The following is a 19,436-nucleotide window of genomic DNA, read 5'->3' on the forward strand; positions in this document are numbered from 1 at the left end:
ACACGCGGCAGCAGCGTGCAGTCTTTGCGGACTCGACGGTGGGTGGAGTGGGGGTCAGTCTTCGAGGTAGCGGGGGCGCGCGGCGACGGCGCCGGCGGCCGCCGCGGCGAGGGCGGTCGCGGTCAGCACGACGAGGGCGAGCGTCCACGAGGCGGTGAGCTGGTGGAGCACGCCGACCGCGAGCGGTCCGAGCGCGCCCAGCGTGTAGCCGAGCCCCTGCGTGAACCCGCTCAGCGCGACGGATCCGGCATGCGTCCGGGTGCGCATGTTGATCAGCACGAGGCAGAGCGGGAACAGCAACGGCCCGAGCCCGGCCAGCGCGACCCAGAGCCACGTCGCGACGCCGGGCGCGAGGATGAGGCCGAGGTACCCCAGCACGAAGAACGCGACACCGGCGTAGATGAGCCAGGCGACGTTCCGCATCCGCGCCGCCAGCAGCGGCACGAGCAGCCCGGCGGGTATGCCCATCCCGGCATACACCGACAGCAGGGCCCCGCCCTCGAGCGGCGGGAGCCCGGCTACGTCGTGCAGGATCTCGGGCAGCCACGCGAACATCGCGTACGCGTTGAGGCTCGACACAGCGAACAGCACGGCCATCGCCCACGCCAGCGGCGAGTGCCAGACCCGGCCGGCCATCGCCGGCTGCGCCTTCTCCACCTCGACGTCGCGGTCCGGGTGCGCCGGCCTGTGCGTGATCAGGATGCGCAGCCACGGCAGGATCGCGAGCGCGCAGACCACGGCCCACATGCCGACCGAGACGTGCCACCCGGCCGCGTCGGCGACCGGAACGGCGACGAGCGGAGGCAGCAGCGTCGACACCGACATCACCGTCGCGTACAGCGAGGTGACGAGCCCGATCCGGTCGGGGAAGTACCGCTTCACCAGCGGAGGGAGCAGCACGTTGCCCACACCCATGCCCGCGAAGGTCACGGCGGACCCGATCGCCAGCACCGCGAACGACGGAGCGGCCGCGCGGATGAGATGGCCGGCCAGCATGACGCCGAGCGCCAGCAGCACGACGGCTTCGAGACTGAGCCGCCGGGTGAACGATGGCGCGATCAGCCCGAACACGGCGAAGCAGACCGGCGGCAGCATCCCGAGCAGTCCGACCCCGATGCTGGACACGGCGAAATCGGTGCGGATCTCAGCGAAGATCGGCGACAGCGCGGCGACCGCGGTGCGGAGGTTCGCGGCGACCAGCAGGATGCCGAGCAGCGCGATCGCGCGCCCGTGCCAGAGCGGCCGCCGGTCGGCGGCCGGGTTCGCACCCGTCATCAGGCGCGCTCGTCGGCGTCGGTCGCCGGGACGACGCCGAGGATGCGCCGCGCCTGCTCGACGTCGGCCGCGATCTGTGCGATGAGCGGCTCGATGCCCGTGTACGCGACCATCCCGCGGATGCGCTCGACGAACGCGACCTCGACCGTGTGGTCGTACAGGTCGAGCTCGCGGTCGAGCACGTACGCCTCCACCTGCTTGTGGGGCACGCCCGCGAAGGTCGGGTTGTTGCCGACCGAGATCGCGGCGGGGTAGCGCTCCCCCGCGTCCGTCAGCCAGCCGGCGTACACGCCGTCGGCGGGGATGAGCCCCTCCGACTCCGGCGACAGGTTCGCCGTCGGGAACCCGAGCTCGCGTCCGCGCGCAGCGCCGTGCACCACGAGTCCGCGCACGGTCGGCGCGGCGCCCAGCAGCTGCGTCGCGTGCGCGACGTCGCCGTCGGCGAGCAGCTCGCGGATCCAGGTGGAGGAGACGCGGCGGCCGTGCTCCGGCCGCACGTCGTCGATGAGCTCGACCGCGAAGCCGTACGTCTCGCCGAGCCGGCGCAGCAGGGCGACGTCGCCCGCGCCACGGGCGCCGAACCGGAAGTCGCTGCCGACCAGCACGGCCGCGGCATGCAGCCGGTCGACGAGGATGCGGTGGACGAACTCCTCGGGTTCGAGCCCGGCGAGCGCCCGGTCGAAGGCGACCATGAGCGTCGCGTCGACACCGGTGGACGCGAGCAGGTCGAGCTTCTGCGCGTTGCTGACGAGCGACGGCGGGCACTTCTCGGGCGCGAGCACTTCGAGCGGGTTGCGGTCGAAAGTGATGATGGTCGAGACCAGCCCGCGTTCGGCGGCGACGGTGCGCAGCCGGTCGATCACGGCCCGGTGGCCGGTGTGCACCCCGTCGAACTTACCGATGGTGACAGCGCTGGGGCCCCAGCCGTCCGGAACCTCGGAAACGGTGTGGAAGACCTTCACGATGCGGCCCCGGAGGCGGCGGCCGGTGCCGCATCGGCCGGGCGGTGGCGGCGCAGCCACAGCATCCCGAGCACCGGGAGGGCCAGCGGGATGAACAGGTAGCCCATCCCGTACACCGACCACACGGTGGCGTCGCGGCCGAACGGGTCGATGTCGTGGAGACCGAGGACGGCCGGCGCGAACAGGCTCAGCGTCCCGACGATGAGCACGCCCGCGAGCTCGAAGCTGATGGTGGCCCAGGCGACCCGGTACCAGAACCGTCCTGGCGCGATCAGCGCGATGGTCGCGACGATGTACACGACGGCAGCGAGACCGGAGAGCGTGAACGCGACCGGCGCCTCGTGGTAGCGGTCGATGATCTGGAAGACGCTGCGGCCGGTGGCCGCCAGCGCCAGGATGCCGTAGACGAAGACGAGCACCCGGCCCACCCCCGTCATCCGCCGCCTCGGGGAGGACGGCTCGGAGTCGGTGCGCGCGGACATGGTGTGGTGGGACATCGCCTTCGATTCTATTTGCCTGGAGAGGCCGTCAGGCGCCCTGGACGAACCAGATCTGCCCCATCCGGTACACCATGACCGCGATGGCGAGGCAGACGCCGCCGAGGATGACCGTGCTCCACCGGTTCCGCTCGATCAGGGCCCAGAAGCCGCCGGCCAGCGGCAGGATGAGCGCCGTGATCAGATAGATGTAGAACTCGGCGAGGCTGCCGGAGGGCGGGTTCCCCGCGGCGGGCGCGATGATCGCGATGACCAGCTGGACGAGGAGCAGCAGCTCCACGAGGGCGACCGCGCCCATCGACACGTCGCCCGGCAGGCGTCCGACCAGCCCGAGGACGATGCACAGGATGCCCGCTGCGCAGGCGACGATCACCTGGAGCGTGACGAACCACTCGATCATGCGGGTCCGACCGCTTCGTCCGTCGGGAAGTTCACCAGGGTCCGTGCTTCCTTTCCGCGGAACTCGATGAGTCCCACCAGTGCTCCGTTCGGGGCGACGGCCGCGACCGGCACGCCGCCTGCTCCCTCGCGGTCCGCGATGTGGATGCGGCGGCCGTGCGTCAGGTCGATCGCCTGCTGCTCGGTGAGGTCGAGGCGCTCGAACAGCCGGACGGCCGCATCCACCGCCGGGATCAGCGCGGCCTCCGCGTCGAGCGTAGCGAGGTCGTGGGCGTCGCGCACGTCGTACGCGCCGACCCGGGTGCGCCGCAGCGCGGTCAGGTGGCCGCCGACGCCGAGGCCGGCGCCGAGGTCGCGGGCGAGGGAGCGGATGTACGTGCCGGACGAGCAGACGACGCGGACGTCGAGGTCGATCGCGCCCGCGTCGCGGCGCGTGCCGATCAGCTCGAACTCGGACACAGTGACCGCACGCGGCTTCAGCTCCACCTGCTCCCCCGCGCGGACGCGGGCGTACGCGCGCTTCCCGTCGACCTTGATCGCGCTGACGGAGGACGGGATCTGCTCGATCTCGCCGGTCAGCCGGGCGATGCCCGCGGCGATCGCGTCGCCGGTCACGGCGTCCAGCGCAGCCTGCGGCGCCTGCTCGCCCAGCTCTCCCTCGGCGTCGTCGGTCGTCGACGACGCCCCGAGACGGATGGTCGCCAGGTACTCCTTGTCCGCGCCGACGATGTAGGTCAGCAGGCGCGTGGAGGAGTTGATCCCGAGGATGAGGAGCCCGGTCGCCATCGGATCCAGCGTGCCGGCGTGCCCGACCTTGCGGGTGGCCGCCGCGCGTCGCACGCGCGAGACGACGTCGTGGCTCGTCATGCCCGCCGGCTTGTCGACGAGGATGAGACCGCTGCCGGTCATGCGCCCTGCGCCTTCGCCGGAACGGAGGCGGCGCCGTTCTCGGCGGCCACCCCCAGGACCAGTTCCAGCTTGGTGCGGAACGTGCACTCCAGCAGCTCCGTCGCCGCCTCGTCCCGGCCGTACTCGTCGGGCAGCCGCAGTCCCAGGAGCGTGTTGAGCAGCATCCCCTCGGCGAGGAAGGAGCGCGTCTGCTCGGGCGTGAAGCCCGCCTCGTCGCGCAGCAGGCGGTAGATCGCCAGGAAGCCGTCGCGCGCCCTCGCGCCGATGGTCGGGTCCTGCCCCATGCTGAACGCCTGCATGAGCGACAGCAGGAGTCCGCGGTCCTCGATCAGATTCACGTAGGCGAGGCCCAGGCGACGGCCGATCTCTCCGTGCCCGCCGGCGACCGGCGTGCCATCGCTGACGACGGCGGCGGCGGGGGCCGCGGGCGAGCCCTCCGCCTTCCACTCCTCCAGCGTGCGGGTGAAGGCGACGAGCAGACGCTCCAGCGAGCGCGAGAGCACACCGACGAACAGATTCTCCTTGCCGCCGAACATGCGGACCACGTACGGCTGGCTGATTCCGGCCGCCTTCGCGATCTGGTCGGTCGTCGCGCCGAAGTAGCCGCGCTCGCCGAACACCCGGCTGGCCGCTTCAAGGATCTGCTCGCGGCGCTCGGCCGACGGGATCCTCTCGCTGATCTTGTCTGTCACGCTTGACAGGTTATCAGCCGATTACTAGTGTCAGCTCTTGTAATCATCCGATAACCACATTTCCCGACGACCATCTCTCTTGGAGGCGTGCATGTCCGCTCCCCTCACCCGCGACGCCGGCGGCACGACCGCCCGCTCCCGGCGCATCCCCATCTGGCTGGCGATCGTCGCCGCCTCGCTGCCCATGTTCATGGCGACCCTCGACAACCTGGTCGTCACCAGCGCGCTGCCGGTGATCGCGAAAGACCTCAGCGCCTCCATCGAGGAGCTGCAGTGGGTGGTCAACGCGTACACCCTCACCTTCGCGACGCTGATGCTGATGGCGGTCGGCCTGGGCGACCGGCTCGGCCGGCGCTCCGTCTTCCTCGGCGGCATCGCCGTCTTCACCCTCGCCAGTGCGGCAGCCGCGCTCTCCACCGAGCCGTGGCAGCTCATCGGCGCCCGCGCGCTGCAGGGCGCCGGCGCCGCAGCCCTCCTCCCCCTGTCGCTGACCCTGCTCGCCGGGAGTGTGAGCGAGCGCACGCGCCCCGCCGCCATCGGCATCTGGGGCGGCATCTCGGGACTCGGCGTCGCTCTCGGTCCGCTCATCGGCGGGGCCGTGGTGGAGGGATGGAACTGGCAGGCCATCTTCTGGCTCAACGTCCCGCTCGGCGTGATCGCCGTCCCGCTGGTGCTTCTCGCCCTGCCGAACAGCTTCGGCGCCCGAGTCAGGGCCGACGTCGTCGGCCTGCTGCTCGCCGCCCCCGGCGTGCTCGGAGTGGTCTGGGCGATCGTGCGCGGGAACGACGCGGGATGGGGAAGCGCCGAGGTGCTGATCCCGCTCATCGCGGGCGCCGCGCTGCTGGTGGCCTTCGTCCTCTGGGAGTCGCGCACGGCGGCGCCGCTGCTGCCCCTCCGGCTGTTCCGCGACCGCAGCTTCACGGTGGCCAACCTCGTCGGCGTGACGTTCAGCTTCGGCATCTTCGGGGCGATCTTCATCCTCATCCAGTTCCTCCAGGTCGTGCAGGGCCACACGCCGCTCGAGGCGGGCGTGATGACGATGCCGTGGACGCTCGCCCCGATGGTCGTGGCACCGCTCACCGGCCTGCTGTCGTCGCGCACCGGCACGCGCCTCCCGGTCGTGGCCGGCCTCGTCCTGCTCGCCGTCGCGATGGGCTGGATCGCCCTCACCCTGTCGGCCACGCTGCCCTACTCGGAGATGTGGCCGCCGTTCCTGCTGGCCGGGATCGGCATGGGCCTCGTCTTCGCCCCCAGCTCGACGGCGGTGCTCGCGAACATGCGGCCAGCCGACCACGCCAAGGCATCCGGGACGAACTCCACGCTCCGGGAGGTCGGAGTCGCTCTCGGCGTCGCCGTCCTGACCGCGGTGTTCACCGGCGCGGGCGGCACGCTCACCCCGACGGGCTATGTGGATGCGGCGATCCCCGCCGTCTGGGTCGGCGCCGGAGTCCTCGGCGCGGCCGCGCTGATCTCGCTGGCGCTGCCCGGCCGCCGGGCAGCGGCCCGCGCCGCCGCTGCCCCCGAGCGGGCCGCATCCGCCCTCGCCGACGCCGAACCCATCCCCGTCCTCGCCGACTGACCCCCGCCGTCGAGTCCGCGAACTTTGCACACCGCCACGGCGCGTCGCGTGCAAAATCTTCGGACTCGACGGCGGGGGATGCGCCGCGGTTAGGCTGGAGCGCGTGCGTATCGGCGTGATCGGAGCGGGAGCCATCGGCGGGACGATCGCGGCGCTCCTCGATCGCGTCGGACACCTCGTCGAGGTGACCGCCCGGGGCGAGCAGCTGGCGGCCATCCGCGACGGCGGCCTGCGGCTCGACGGAGGATGGGGCTCCCACACGGCGCAGATCGCCGCCGCCGAGACCCTCCAGACCCGCCCGGAGCTGGCGTTCGTCACCACGAAGGCCCAGGATGCGCCCGCTGCGATCCGCGCCAACGCCGCCGTCCTCGACGGCATCACCGTCGTGGTCGTGCAGAACGGCCTCGCCGGTCTCCGCGAGGCGGAGCAGCTGCTGCCGGAATCCGACTGCGTCGGCGCCCTCGCGCTGTACGCCGCGAGCTACCTCTCCCCCGGCCTCGTCTCCGTCACCACGACGGCCAACACCTACCTCGGCGCCGGAGACGGCCCGCCACCGCCGGCAGCCGTCGACGCCGCGCGCATCCTCGACGCCGCCATGCCCGCGTTCGCGATCGACAACTTCACCGGCGCGCAGTGGACCAAGCTGATGGTCAACCAGATCAACGCCCTCCCCGCGATCACCGGGCTCAGCGCGCAGCAGGTGCTCGGCGACCGGCGACTGCGGGCGGTCGTCACGGCGAGCCTGCAGGAGGCCACCCGCGTCGGCTACGCGCGCGGCGTGCGCTACGGCAGCATCCAGGGCCTCGACGACCGCATCCTCCGGGTGGTCGCGCGGGCACCGCGCTGGGCGGCGCAGGCCGTCCCCCTGCTCATGAAGCGGCGGATGGGGTCGACCCCGAACCCGGGATCGACGCTGCAGAGCATCCGCCGCGGTCAGCTCACCGAGATCGACTACCTGAACGGCGCCGTCGTCGACGAGGCCCGCACCGCCGGCATCGAGGCACCGGTCAACGCGGCGATCACCGCCCTGGTCCACGAGGTGGAGCGCACCGGCACGTTCCTCACCCCCGACCAGGTCGACGAGCGGATGCGTCCCCTGCTGGCGTGACCAGCGGGCCTCCGAGCGTGCGAACTCAGAGCGCGCGAACTCAGAGCGCGCGAACTCAGAGCGCGCGGTCGATCCGCAGCGGAAGCTCCGGCTCGGAGTCGTCGACCAGATGATCGGCGTGCGCGAGCGGCCGGCCATCGTCGAGGTACACCGTCTCCTGCAGCGCGTTCACGAGCAGGATGGAGGTGTTCCAGGCATCGCGCAGCGACGGCCGCAGCGCGAACTCCCCGTCGACGACGAGCACCGCATCCTGACCGGCCGACAGCCAGCGGGCCTCGACCGGCTGGTCCCGCTCCTCGTCGAAGGCCGCGGTCTGGAACCCGGCGCTGCCGCCCAGCCGGAACGGGTCGAGCAGCACGCGCCGCAGGGCCACATAGTCGTAGGCGTCGCGGTAGTAGCTCGCCTCGGTCTCCGGTCCGAGGCGCGTCCGGTACGACCGCGAGGTGTGGAAGTCCGCGAGCCGAGCCCGGAACGTGTCCGCTCCTGCCTCTCGGAAGACCAGGGCGAGGTCGTCCGCGAAAGGACCGCCCTGCGTGCCTCCGTCGACCCCGACGATCACCCGGCCCACCGGCGAGACCGCGCGGATGTCGCCGACCAGCGCGCGCAGGAACAGCACGCGCGGCGTCGGAGGAAGCATCATGCGACGAGCATAGGCCGTGCCACCGGTTAGCCTCGATGCATGCACGACTTCGCCCGATCGGTGGTGGACTGGTACCACGCCAACCGGCGCGACCTGCCGTGGCGGCGCGACGGTTTCACGCCCTGGGGCACCCTCGTCAGCGAGTTCATGCTGCAGCAGACGCCGGTCACGCGCGTCATCCCGCGCCTCGAGGAGTGGCTGACCCGCTGGCCGACCCCGGCCGCCCTGGCCGCCGTGCCGCCGGGAGAGGCGGTGCGCGCCTGGCAGTCGCTCGGCTACCCGCGCCGCGCCCTGTGGCTGCATGCGGCCGCTGTCGCGATCACGGAGCAGCACGACGGCGTCGTGCCGGAGGATGTGGATGCGCTGCTCGCGCTCCCCGGCATCGGCGACTACACGGCGAGGGCCGTCGCGGTCTTCGCCTACGGCAACCGTCACCCGGTCGTCGACACGAACATCCGACGCGTGATCGCGCGGGCGATCGACGGTCAGGCGGAGCCGGGACCGCCCGGAAAGCGCGATCTTGCCGCGATGGAGGCGCTGCTGCCGGAGGACCGCGCGGCGTCGGCCGCGTTCAACGCCGGAATGATGGAGCTGGGCGCGATCGTGTGCGTCGCCCGCACGCCGCGCTGCGACGCGTGCCCGGTGGCCGCGCGCTGCGCGTGGCGTCAGGCCGGGTATCCCGCGTACGACGGACCGAAGAAGGCTGTGCAGAAGCGCTACGAAGGCAGTGACCGCCAGGTGCGCGGGCGCATCCTCGCCGAACTGCGCGGCTCGCACATCCCGGTGACCGCGGCCGAGCTCGAGGCGGTGTGGCCGGATGCCGCTCAGCGCGACCGCGCGCTCGCGGGTCTCCTCGCCGACGGCCTCGCGGTCGCGGCGGAGGGCGGCTACACCCTGCCCTGAGCGGCCCGCTCGGCCGTCAGCCGTCAGCCGTCGGCCGTCAGCTCTGCGAGAAGACCAGCGGATCCCAGTCCTGGATGCGTGTCCGGTAGACCAGCCCCTCCGTGACGAACGGGTCGCCCGCGATGAAGCGCTCCGCGGCATCCCTGCTGCGGAAGATCGCCATGGAGCCCTGTGCGGCGGGATCGCCGAAGGTGCCGATCATCAGCACATCGCCGCCGGTGGCGAACTCATCGAGGTAGGCGCGATGGCGCGGGTACGTCTCGACGAGACGCTGGAAGTGCTCAGGACCCGCGTCGGGGTCGGCATCGTAGAACGAGACGGCGAACATGCCGTCAGCCTAGAGCCGACCCGGCGCGGCGGTCAGTGCTTCTCGACGCCGGGCTCGTCGGCGTCTGCCTCGTCGGTGTCTGCCTCGTCGGTGTCTGCCTCGTCGGCGTCTGCCTCGTCGTCGTCCTCGTCGTCGAAGTCGTCCTCATCGTCGTCCTCGAACTCGCGGGGCTTGACGTACGGGTCCTCGTCACCCGCGTAGTTCGCGGAGGCCGCGAGGCCGGCGACCTCGGCGTCCCGCTCCCGCGCCTCGCGGAGCAGGCTCTCGATCTGCGCGGCGTTCTCGGGGATGGCGTCGAGCTGGAACTCCAGCGTCGGCGTGAGCCGGGCCGTGATGTTCTTGCCGACCTCGCTGCGGAGCATGCCGGTGGCCGCCTTCAGCGCGGCGGCGCTGTCCTCGCGCTCCTGCTCGGTGCCGTACACCGTGTAGAACACGGTGGCGTGCTGCAGGTCGCCGGTCACCTGGACGTCCGTGATGGTCACGAAGCCGAGGCGCGGGTCGCGGAGGCCGCGATCGAGACGCTTGGCGATGATCTCCTTGATCCTGTCCGCGAGCTTCCTCGCGCGTGCCGGATCAGCCATGGGGTACTCCTCTCAGACAAGATGGCCGGTGGCGATGCCACCGGCCATCCTCTCGACTCAGACGCGAGGCTTCTCGCGAAGCTCGGTCGTCTCGATCTCGTCGCCGATCTGGATGTCGTTGTACTTCCCGAGACCGATACCGGCCTCGAAGTCCGTACGGACCTCGGTGACGTCGTCCTTGAACCGGCGCAGCGACTCGATGGCGAGGTTGTCCCCCACCACCACGCCGTCGCGGATGACCCGCGCCTTGGCGTTTCGCGTGATCGTCCCGGAGCGGACGATGACACCGGCGATGTTGCCGAACTTCGAGGAGCGGAACACCTCGCGGATCTCGGCGACACCGGACTGGACCTCTTCGAACTCGGGCTTGAGCATGCCCTTCAGCGAGTTCTCGATGTCCTCGATGGCGTTGTAGATGACCGAGTAGAAGCGCACATCCACACCCTCGCGGGCGGCACGCTCGCGCGCCTTCACGTCCGGGCGGACGTTGAAGCCGATCACGATCGCGTTGTCGATGGTCGCCAGGTCGATGTCCGACTCGGTGATCGCGCCGACGCCGCGGTGCAGGATGCGGAGGCTCACCGAGTCGTCCACCTCGATCTTCATGAGCGACTCCTCCAGCGCCTCCACGGCACCGGACACGTCGCCCTTGATGATGAGGTTGAGCGCCTCGACCTTGCCCTCTTCCAGAGCGCGGGTGAAGTCCTCGAGCGAGATGCGCTTGCGGGCCTTCGCCAGCTGCGCGTTGCGCTCCGCCGCCTCACGCTTCTCGGCGATCTGACGGGCGGTGCGGTCCTCCTCGGTGACGAGGAACACGTCGCCGGCTCGCGGGACGCTGGAGAGACCCTGCACCTGGACCGGACGCGACGGGGCGGCCTCGAAGACAGCCTCGCCGTTCTCGTCGGCCATGGCACGGACACGGCCGTAGGCGGTGCCCGCCACGATCGCGTCGCCCACCCGGAGCGTTCCGGACTGGATGAGCACGGTCGCCACGGCGCCGCGGCCCTTGTCGAGCTTCGCCTCGATGGCGACACCGCGGGCGTCCTTGTTCGGGTTAGCGCGCAGGTCGAGACCGGCGTCGGCGGTCAGCAGGACCGCGTCGAGGAGGTCCTGGATGCCGATGTCGTTGCGCGCGGACACGTCCACGAACATGACGTCGCCGCCGTACTCCTCCGCCACCAGGCCGAACTCGGTGAGCTGCTGGCGCACCTTGGCCGGGTTGGCCTCCGGCTTGTCGATCTTGTTCACAGCGACCACGATCGGCACGTTCGCCGCCTGGGCGTGGTTCAGCGCCTCGATGGTCTGCGGCATGATGCCGTCGTCCGCCGCGACCACGAGGATCGCGATGTCGGTGACCTGCGCACCACGGGCACGCATGGCGGTGAACGCCTCGTGACCCGGGGTGTCGATGAAGGTGATGGCACGCTCGATGCCCTCGTGCTCCGTCCACACCTGGTACGCACCGATGTGCTGGGTGATGCCGCCGGCCTCGCCCGCGACGACGTTCGCGTTGCGGATGGCGTCGAGGAGGCGCGTCTTACCGTGGTCGACGTGACCCATGACGGTGACGACCGGCGGCCGGATCTCGAGGTCTTCGTCGGACTCGCCGGCGAGCTCGCCGTCGAGGTCGATGTCGAAGCCCTCCAGGAGCTCCTTGTCCTCGTCCTCGGGCGAGACGACCTGGATCTTGTAGCCCAGCTCTTCGCCGAGCACCTCGAAGGTGGCCTCGTCGAGCGACTCGGTCGCGGTCGCCATCTCGCCCAGGTGGAAGAGGACGGTGACCAGCGACGCGGGGTTCGCGTCGATCTTGTCGGCGAAGTCGGAGATGGAGGCGCCGCGGCGCAGCCGGACGACGGTGTTGCCGTCGCCGCGGGGAACGGACACGCCGCCCAGCGACGGGGCCTCCCGCATCTCGAATTCCTGGCGCTTCGCGCGCTTCGACTTGCGTGCCTTGCTCTTGCCGCCACCGCGGCCGAACGCACCGGCCGTGCCGCCGCCCGGTCCACGACCACGGCCGCCGCCGCCCCCGGGGCGCGGTCCGCCGAAGCCGCCGCCGGGGCGCTGGAAGCCGCCGCCGGCGCCTGCGCCGGCACCTGCACCGGTGCCGGGGCGCTGCTGGAAGCCGGGACGACCGCCGCCGCCCTGACGCGGGCCGGGACGGTTGCCGCCACCCTGGCCGGGAGCGCCGATGCGCGGCGAGCCGGGACGCGGCGGGGTCGGACGAGGGATGTTGCCGGGCGAGGGACGCTGTCCCATGCCCTGCGACGACGAGAACGGGTTGTTGCCGGGACGCGGCGTGCGCTGACCCATCCCCTGGTTCGACGAGTACGGGTTGTTGCCCGGGCGCGGGGCGCTCGGGCGCGGGATGCCACCGCCGGCGGGGCGGGGGGCGGACGCCGGCTTGACGGCGTCCGGAGTCGCCGGGGCTCCGGCGGCCGGGGTGCTCGCGGCAGCCTTCTCCGCCGCCTTCTCGGCAGCGGCCTTCTCGGCAGCGGCCTGACGCTCGGCGACCGACATCGGCGCCTGCGGCTTGGGCCCGGCATCCGTCTCGGCCTCGGCGGCGGCAGGTGCCTGCGCCGGACGCGGCGCGGCCGGACGCGGCGCCTGGGACGGCGCCTTCGGTGCGGCAGCGGTCGCCTTCTCGGCGGTCGGCTTCGCACCCTCGGCCTCGAGGGCGGCACGCAGCTTGCGTGCTACCGGGGGCTCGATGCTGGAGGACGGTCCCTTGACGAACTCGCCCATCTCCTTGAGCTTCGCGAGCGCGACCTTGCTGTCGACGCCGAGCTCGCTCGCGACCTCATGTACGCGTGGTTTTGCAGCCACAATTCTCCTGTCTGGGCCCACCCCAGACAGGGGCAGGCGTTAATAGCGGACGGATCTCATTTCGAGACACTCATCGGTTGTCACTCATGTGAAGTCAACTTCTTCAGCCTGTTCTAATGAATTGCGACCGGATGGTCGCGGTGTCGAGCGTCCCCTCCACCCGAAGCGCCCGCCCGAAGGCCCGGCGTTTCAACGCGAGTTCGAGACACTCCTCGACCGGATGCAGCCACGCGCCCCGCCCTGGACGGGTGGCGGACGGGTCCACCACGAGTTCCGAATCCTGGGCGACGACCCTCAGAAGAGAGGACCGGGGAGCGCGAGAACGGCATCCGACGCACGTTCTGACGGGTTCCATCCTACTCCTCCCGGCGGCACGCGCCGAACGGACGGGAACCCGCACTGTGGAGAACGTCGCGGAATGCGCCGACATTCCGCACGAAGCACACGGGTTCTGACGAACTCAATCGCGGTCGAGGATCGAATCGGGCTGGATGTCGATCTTCGCGCCCGTCAGCTTCGCGGCGAGGCGGGCGTTCTGACCCTCCTTGCCGATCGCGAGCGACAGCTGGTAGTCGGGAACGAGCGCCCGGACGGCCTTCAGCGACTCGTCGATGACGAACGCGCTGGTCACCTTCGCGGGAGAGAGCGCGCTCGACACGAAGGTCGCGAGGTCGGGCGAGTAGTCGACGATGTCGATCTTCTCGTTGTTCAGCTCCGCGGTCACCGCACGGACGCGCTGACCCAGCTCGCCGATGCAGGCGCCCTTGGCGTTCACCCCCGGCTCCGTCGCGCGCACCGCCATCTTCGTGCGGTGCCCGGCCTCCCGGGCGAGCGACACGATCTCGACGACGCCGCTGGCGATCTCCGGGACCTCCAGGGCGAACAGCTTCCGGACGAGCGCCGGGTGGGTGCGCGACACCGTGATCGACGGACCCTTCGGCCCCTTGGTGACGCTGGTGACGTAGACGCGGATGCGCGAGCCGTGCGTGTACTCCTCGCCGGGCACCTGCTCCTCCGGCGGGAGGATGGCCTCCACCGTCCCGAGGTCGACGTGGATCATGCGCGGGTTCGGTCCCTGCTGGATGACGCCGGCGACGATGTCGCCCTCGCGCCCGCGGAACTCGCCGAGCACGGCGTCGTCCGCGATGTCGCGCAGCCGCTGGTTGATCACCTGCTTGGCCGCGAAGGCCGCGATGCGGCCGAAGTCGCTCGGGCTGTCCTCGGCCTCGCCGATGATGGTGCCTTCTTCGTCGCGCTCGGGCACGTAAACCGTGACATGCCCCGTCTTGCGGTCCAGGTGCACGCGGGCGGCCGGTGGCTGGTCGCTGTGACCGTGGCGGTGATCGGCCTGGTTCGTGTGCTTCAGGTAAGCGGTCAGGATGGCCTGTTCGATGATCTGCACCAGCTCATCGAACGGGATCTCCTTCTCGCGCTCCATGAGACGCAAGACGCTGAGGTCGATGTCCATGCCGGCCTCCTCTATTCAGATCTCGCCGCCGCGTGACGGCGCGGCGGACTCAGTCCTCTACGGTACCCGAGATTCCCGAACGCGTGAACGCCGGGTACCGTTCACCGCATGACCTCCCCCAGCCGAGTCGCCTCCCGCGTCGAGCGCCAGCCGGCCGTCCGGGCCCTCGCCCGGGTGGGCCTGGCGGCCATCGGCATCCTGCACATCCTGATCGGCGTCATCGCCCTCGCCGTCGCGTTCGGCGCTGGTGGCAGCGCGGACCAGTCGGGCGCGCTCCAGGCACTCGTCGCCGTCCCCGGCGGGCTCTTCGTGCTGTGGGCGGTCATCGTCGGGCTCGTGTTCCTCGCGGTCTGGCAGATCCTGCAGGCGATCACGGCGCACAAGCCCGGCCAGAAGGTGACGGAGGTCGTCAAGTGCGTCGTGTACGCCGCCCTCGCCGGCATCGCCGTCTCCATCGCGGCAGGCGGCCGCAACGACGCGTCCTCCTCCGAGAAGTCGATGAGCGCGAAGCTGCTCGCGATGCCCGGGGGCGTGTTCCTCCTGGCGGGCATCGGCATCGCCATCGTGGTCGTCGGGATCGTCTTCGCGGTGAACGGGCTGACGCATCGCTTCGAGCGCGACCTGCGCCTCCCGCCCAACCGCTGGGCGACCATCACGACGACGCTCGGCCGGGTCGGCTACGTGTCGAAGGGGGTCGCCCTGGTGATCGTCGGCGGCCTGGTCGTCTTCGGCGCCCTCACGTCCGATCCGGAGAAGGCCGGAGGACTCGACGGCAGCCTGAAGGCACTCACCGAGGTGCCGTTCGGCGTCGTGCTCCTCATCCTCATCGCCCTGGGCCTGATCGCGTACGGCGCCTTCTGGTGCGTGCGCGCGTACGCTTCGCGCCTCGCGGAGCCGTGATCCGCGGCGCGTCGACCCCTTAATCGCTCGCCGCCCCGGCGAACTGCGCGTTGTAGAGGGAGTAGTACGCGCCGCCGCGGGCCAGCAGCTCGGCGTGCGTCCCCTGCTCGACGATGCGGCCCGCCTCCATCACCAGGATGAGGTCGGCATCGCGGATGGTGGACAGCCGGTGCGCGATCACGAACGACGTCCGGTCCGCGCGCAGCGCACTCATCGCCTTCTGCACGAGCAGCTCGGTGCGGGTGTCGACGGACGAGGTCGCCTCGTCGAGGATGAGCACGCTCGGCCGCGCCAGGAACGCGCGCGCGATCGTGAGCAGCTGCTTCTCCCCCGCCGAGATGTTCGAGCCCTCGTCGTCGAGGATGGTGTCGTAGCCGTCGGGCAGCGAGTGGACGAAACGGTCGACGTACGTCGCGCGCGCCGCATCCAGCACCTCCTCCTCGGACGCGTCGGGGCGGCCGTAGAGGATGTTGTCGCGGATGGTGCCCTTGAACAGCCAGGTGTCCTGCAGCACCATGCCCATGCGGCTCCGCAGGTCGTGCCTGCTCATCGACGCGATGTCGACGCCGTCCAGGGTGATCCGCCCGCCGTCGAGCTCGTAGAAGCGCATCATCAGGTTCACGAGCGTCGTCTTGCCCGCTCCCGTCGGGCCGACGATCGCCACGGTCTGGCCGGGTTGGGCCACCAGCGACAGGTGCTCGATGAGCGGGGTGTCCTCCACGTAGCGGAACGACACGTCCTCGAACGCCAGGAGCCCCTGGGTGCCGGACGGGCTCGCCGGCGTGCGCGGGTCGGGCGACTGCTCGTCGGCGTCGAGCAGCTCGAACACGCGCTCGGCGCTCGCGACGCCCGACTGCAGCAGGTTCGCCATCGACCCGAGCTGGGTGAGCGGCTGCGTGAACTGGCGGGAGTACTGGATGAACGCGGTCACGTCGCCCAGCTGCATCGCCCCCATGGCCACCTGGAGCCCGCCGACCACCGCGATGGCGACGTACATCAGGTTCCCGACGAACATCATCGCCGGCATGATGATGCCCGAGATGAATTGCGCGCCGAAGCTCGCCCGGTACATCTCCTGGTTCTTCTCGCGGAACCGGGCCTCCACCTCGCGGTGCCGCCCGAACACCTTGACCAGCGAGTGACCGGTGAAGGCCTCCTCGATCTGGCCGTTCAGCTCGCCGGTGTGCCGCCACTGGGCGACGAACAGCTTCTGCGACCGCTTCGCGATGAGCGTCGTGATCACCAGCGTCAGCGGGATGGTGATCAACGCGATCAGGGCGAGCAGCGGCGAGATCACGAACATCAGCACGACGACGCCGACAACGGTCAGCAGCGAGGTGAGCAGCTGGCTCATCGTCTGCTGCAGCGACTGCGAGATGTTGTCGATGTCATTGGTGACCCGGCTGAGCAGCTCGCCGCGCTGCATCCCGTCGAAGTACCGCAGCGGAAGGCGGTGCAGCTTGTCCTCGACGTCCGAGCGCAGGCGGTACACGGTGCGCTGAGTGATGCCGTTGAGCACGTACGCCTGGAGGTAGCTGAACACCGACGAGAGGACGTACAGCGCGAGCACCCAGAGCAGGGTCTGGCCGACCGCGGTGAAATCGATGCCCGCTCCCGGCGTGAACGTCGTGCCGGAGAGCAGGTCGGCGTACTGGTCCTGCCCGTTCGCACGGAGGCCCGCGATGACCTGAGCCTGCGTCACCCCTTTCGGGAACTGCAGCGAGAGCGCGCCGGCGAACACCAGGTTGATCGCGTTGCCGAGGAGCTTCGGCCCCAGCACCGCGAGCGTCACCGACACCACCGCGAGCAGGGTGACCGCGGCGAGCGGCAGCCACTCGGGGCGGAGGCGCCCGAGAAGGCGCTTCGCGCTCGGGCCGAAGTTCATCGACTTCTGGACGGGCATGCCCATCCCGGCGAACGGTCCTCCCCCGCCGGGGCCGCGCCGGATCGGAGGGCCGGCCGGCCGCTCGGGGGTCGTCGTCTTGTCGCTCATCCCGGTTCTCCCTATGCCGCATCCTGAGCCGCGAGCTGCGACGAGACGATCTCGGCGTAGGTCTCGTTGCTCTCGAGGAGTTCGTCGTGCGTCCCGCGGCCGACCACGCGGCCGTCGTCGAGGACGATGATCTGGTCGGCGTCCACGATGGTGGACACCCGCTGCGCGACCACGATCATGGTCGCGTCGGTGACATCCCGGGCGAGGGCCGCCCGCAGCCGGGCGTCGGTCGCCGTGTCGAGTGCGGAGAACGAGTCGTCGAAGACGAAGATCTCCGGCTTCCGCACCAGCGCGCGGGCGATCGCGAGCCGCTGCCGCTGGCCGCCGGACACGTTGGTCCCGCCCTGCGCGATGGGCGCGTCGAGGCCCTCCGGCATCGCCTCGACGAAGTCGCGGGCCTGCGCCACCTCGAGAGCGTGCCACAGTTCGTCGTCGGTGGCGTCCGGGTTGCCGTAGCGCAGGTTCGACGCGACCGTCCCGGAGAACAGGTAGGGACGCTGCGGGACGATCCCGATGCGCGACCACAGTACCTCCGGATCGAGCTCCGCGACATCCACACCGTCGACCAGCACGATCCCGCTCGTCGCATCGAACAGACGCGGGATGAGGTTCACCAGCGTCGTCTTGCCCGCACCGGTGCTGCCGATGATGGCCGTGGTCCGGCCCGCCTCGGCGAGGAAGGTGATGTCGGTGAGCACGGGATGCTCCGCTCCGGGATACGAGAAGCCGACGTCGACGAACTCCACCGTGCCGTGCGCCTCGACCTCGGTGACCGGGTTCTCGGAGGCGCGGACGGACGGCTCCGTTCCGAGCACCTCGCCGATGCGGTCGGCGCACACCGAGGCGCGCGGCACGAGCACCGCCATCATCGTGGACATCATCACGCCCATGAGGATCTGCATGAGGTACTGCAGGAAGGCCGTCAGCGTCCCCACCTGGAGGGAGCCGTCCTGCACCCGGAACGAGCCGAACCAGATCACCGCGACACTCGACACGTTCAGCACGAGCATCACGATCGGGAACATCAGCGCGAACAGCCGGCCGGCCTTGAGCGCCGTCTCCGTCACCTCGTCGTTCGCGGTGCGGAACCGGTCGGTCTCGACGCGCTCGCGGACGAACGCCCGCACGACGCGGAGCCCGGTCAGCTGCTCCCGCAGCACGCGGTTGACCCGGTCGATCCTGTCCTGCATCCGCCGGAACAGCGGCACCATTCGGGCGATGATGATGCTCACCGCGACCAGCAGCGCCGGGACGCTCACAGCGATCAGCCAGGACAGCTCGATGTCCTGCTGCATCGCTAGCACGATTCCGCCGACCGCCAGGATGGGGGCGGACACGAGCAGCGTGCACGTCATCATCACCAGCATCTGCACCTGCTGGACGTCGTTGGTGTTGCGGGTGATCAGCGACGGCGCACCGAACGACGAGACCTCGCGCTCGGAGAACTCGCCGACGCGGCGGAAGATCGCCTCGCGCAGGTCGCGGCCGACGAGCATGGCGACCTTCGCCCCGAAGTACACCGCGGTGATGGCGCAGGCGACCTGCACCAGCGTCACCCCGAGCATCTCGGCGCCGACGGCCATGATGTACCCGGTGTCGCCCTTCGCGATGCCGTTGTCGGTGATGGCGGCGTTGAGCGTCGGCAGCCAGAGCGAGAGCAGCGACTGCGCCAGCTGGAAGACGATCACCCCGATCAGGAGCGGCCAGTGCGGCCGGAGGAACCGGCCGAGCAGTCTCAGGAGCATGATGCCTCCGTGTCGGATGACGGGATGAGGACGTGGGGCGAGGTCCCGGCGACGCCGACCAGCGTCATCCGGGCGAGGTCGTCGATGCTGAACTCGACGCCCTCGTTGAGCGCGGGGAACGCGGAGGAGAAGCTCATCAGCCGCAGCAGGTGCGCGACGCGCTCCGGCGGCCAGTTCAGCTCGGCCGCCTCCGGCTCCAGGATCCGGGCGATGATCTGGGCGAACTCGCCGCGCTCCTCCGGGACGGGCGGCCGCTGCTGGCCGAGGACTGGAATGATCCGCATGACGCTCTGGAATCGCTCTCGCAGCAGGTACAGGATCGCGCGCATCTTGTTCTCCAGCGGGAGCGATGGGTCGATCCTGCGGAGCGCCTCACGCAGCGGCTCCGGGTCGAGGTACTTCTCGATCGCCGCCGTGATGAGCGTCTCCTTGTCGCCGAAGGCGCGGAAGATCGTGCCCTCGGCGATACCGGCCGCGTCGGCGATCTGGCGCGAGGTCATCCCGCGCCCGTGCTCGAGCAGCAGAGGGATGACCGCCTCGATGATCATCGCCTTGCGATCCTCCGCGGCCATCGGCTGCGCGCGGGAGCGCGGCGGGTCGTCGGTCGCAGCGTCGTTCGTCACGCGGCGACTCT

At 70.7% G+C, this 19,436-nt stretch carries 19 protein-coding genes; 4 read left to right on the top strand and 15 right to left on the bottom strand.

Translation table 11 applies throughout. The features are described 5' to 3' along the window. Positions 1-54 precede the first annotated feature (54 nt). The 6 genes from BLW09_RS11300 to BLW09_RS11325 are packed head-to-tail and all read right to left on the bottom strand — an operon-like array spanning position 55 to position 4,734. A complete protein-coding gene (locus BLW09_RS11300) occupies positions 55-1,275 on the bottom strand; it encodes an MFS transporter (protein WP_089912508.1) in 1,221 nt (406 codons plus the stop codon). Next, positions 1,275-2,237, bottom strand: a complete 963-nt coding sequence (locus BLW09_RS11305) for a bifunctional riboflavin kinase/FAD synthetase (protein WP_089916826.1) — start codon at positions 2,235-2,237, stop codon at positions 1,275-1,277. The genes BLW09_RS11300 and BLW09_RS11305 overlap by 1 nt, the downstream gene beginning before the upstream one ends. Beyond that, positions 2,234-2,734 carry a hypothetical protein gene (locus tag BLW09_RS11310; RefSeq protein ID WP_089912511.1) on the bottom strand — a complete coding sequence of 167 codons (501 nt, stop codon included), beginning with the start codon at positions 2,732-2,734 and terminating at the stop codon, positions 2,234-2,236. Before BLW09_RS11310 ends, BLW09_RS11305 begins: the two co-directional genes overlap by 4 nt. A 31-nt stretch (positions 2,735-2,765) precedes the next feature. Next, complete coding sequence (locus BLW09_RS11315; protein WP_089912513.1) at positions 2,766-3,134, bottom strand: hypothetical protein; 369 nt, start codon at positions 3,132-3,134, stop codon at positions 2,766-2,768. Then, entirely contained in the window at positions 3,131-4,042 is a 912-nt protein-coding gene (truB, locus tag BLW09_RS11320) for a tRNA pseudouridine(55) synthase TruB (protein WP_089912516.1), read from the bottom strand. Before truB ends, BLW09_RS11315 begins: the two co-directional genes overlap by 4 nt. Further along, the gene (locus tag BLW09_RS11325) at positions 4,039-4,734 is read right to left on the bottom strand and encodes a TetR/AcrR family transcriptional regulator (protein WP_089912519.1); all 696 of its coding nucleotides are present in this window, start codon (positions 4,732-4,734) and stop codon (positions 4,039-4,041) included. Before BLW09_RS11325 ends, truB begins: the two co-directional genes overlap by 4 nt. 91 nt (positions 4,735-4,825) lie before the next feature. Here BLW09_RS11325 and BLW09_RS11330 point away from each other — a divergent pair, with 91 nt between their 5' ends. Both BLW09_RS11330 and BLW09_RS11335 read left to right on the top strand, forming a co-directional pair. After that, positions 4,826-6,313, top strand: coding sequence for a DHA2 family efflux MFS transporter permease subunit (locus tag BLW09_RS11330; protein WP_089912521.1), 1,488 nt, complete (start codon positions 4,826-4,828; stop codon positions 6,311-6,313). Positions 6,314-6,416: 103 nt separating this feature from the next. Continuing rightward, positions 6,417-7,421 (top strand): ketopantoate reductase family protein, encoded by a 1,005-nt coding sequence (locus BLW09_RS11335; protein ID WP_089912524.1) that lies wholly within the window; start codon positions 6,417-6,419, stop codon positions 7,419-7,421. Positions 7,422-7,476: 55 nt separating this feature from the next. On the opposite strand, the gene BLW09_RS11340 is transcribed toward BLW09_RS11335, so the two are convergent. Beyond that, positions 7,477-8,061, bottom strand: a complete 585-nt coding sequence (locus BLW09_RS11340) for a hypothetical protein (protein WP_089912527.1) — start codon at positions 8,059-8,061, stop codon at positions 7,477-7,479. Positions 8,062-8,100: 39 nt separating this feature from the next. Here BLW09_RS11340 and BLW09_RS11345 point away from each other — a divergent pair, with 39 nt between their 5' ends. Beyond that, the gene (locus tag BLW09_RS11345) at positions 8,101-8,964 is read left to right on the top strand and encodes an A/G-specific adenine glycosylase (protein ID WP_089912530.1); all 864 of its coding nucleotides are present in this window, start codon (positions 8,101-8,103) and stop codon (positions 8,962-8,964) included. Positions 8,965-9,001: 37 nt separating this feature from the next. On the opposite strand, the gene BLW09_RS11350 is transcribed toward BLW09_RS11345, so the two are convergent. The 5 genes from BLW09_RS11350 to nusA form a co-directional block, all read right to left on the bottom strand. Continuing rightward, complete coding sequence (locus BLW09_RS11350; protein ID WP_089912533.1) at positions 9,002-9,292, bottom strand: YciI family protein; 291 nt, start codon at positions 9,290-9,292, stop codon at positions 9,002-9,004. 32 nt (positions 9,293-9,324) lie between these two features. Next, positions 9,325-9,873, bottom strand: coding sequence for a 30S ribosome-binding factor RbfA (gene rbfA, locus BLW09_RS11355; RefSeq protein WP_089912536.1), 549 nt, complete (start codon positions 9,871-9,873; stop codon positions 9,325-9,327). 57 nt (positions 9,874-9,930) lie between these two features. Continuing rightward, on the bottom strand, positions 9,931-12,696 hold the full coding sequence (infB, locus tag BLW09_RS11360) for a translation initiation factor IF-2 (protein WP_089912539.1): 2,766 nt from the start codon (positions 12,694-12,696) through the stop codon (positions 9,931-9,933). Positions 12,697-12,799: 103 nt separating this feature from the next. After that, entirely contained in the window at positions 12,800-13,126 is a 327-nt protein-coding gene (locus tag BLW09_RS11365) for a YlxR family protein (RefSeq protein ID WP_331712800.1), read from the bottom strand. Between the two features lie 30 nt (positions 13,127-13,156). After that, positions 13,157-14,164, bottom strand: a complete 1,008-nt coding sequence (gene nusA, locus BLW09_RS11370; RefSeq protein WP_089912545.1) for a transcription termination factor NusA — start codon at positions 14,162-14,164, stop codon at positions 13,157-13,159. Positions 14,165-14,272: 108 nt separating this feature from the next. Between nusA and BLW09_RS11375 the strand changes: the two genes are divergently transcribed. Beyond that, positions 14,273-15,064, top strand: coding sequence for a DUF1206 domain-containing protein (locus BLW09_RS11375; RefSeq protein WP_089912548.1), 792 nt, complete (start codon positions 14,273-14,275; stop codon positions 15,062-15,064). Between the two features lie 19 nt (positions 15,065-15,083). Here BLW09_RS11375 and BLW09_RS11380 read toward each other — a convergent pair whose 3' ends face one another. Genes BLW09_RS11380 through BLW09_RS11390 form a run of 3 tightly spaced genes read right to left on the bottom strand, consistent with a single transcriptional unit; the run spans position 15,084 to position 19,425 of the window. Continuing rightward, positions 15,084-17,057, bottom strand: coding sequence for an ABC transporter ATP-binding protein (locus BLW09_RS11380; RefSeq protein ID WP_089912550.1), 1,974 nt, complete (start codon positions 17,055-17,057; stop codon positions 15,084-15,086). A gap of 11 nt (positions 17,058-17,068) precedes the next feature. Further along, positions 17,069-18,802 (bottom strand): ABC transporter ATP-binding protein, encoded by a 1,734-nt coding sequence (locus tag BLW09_RS11385; protein WP_089912553.1) that lies wholly within the window; start codon positions 18,800-18,802, stop codon positions 17,069-17,071. Beyond that, entirely contained in the window at positions 18,793-19,425 is a 633-nt protein-coding gene (locus BLW09_RS11390) for a TetR/AcrR family transcriptional regulator (RefSeq protein ID WP_231946795.1), read from the bottom strand. The genes BLW09_RS11385 and BLW09_RS11390 overlap by 10 nt, the downstream gene beginning before the upstream one ends. Positions 19,426-19,436: the final 11 nt, after the last annotated feature.

The sequence above is a fragment of the Leifsonia sp. 21MFCrub1.1 genome (genome assembly GCF_900107895.1).
GTDB classification, from domain to species: domain Bacteria; phylum Actinomycetota; class Actinomycetes; order Actinomycetales; family Microbacteriaceae; genus Leifsonia; species Leifsonia soli.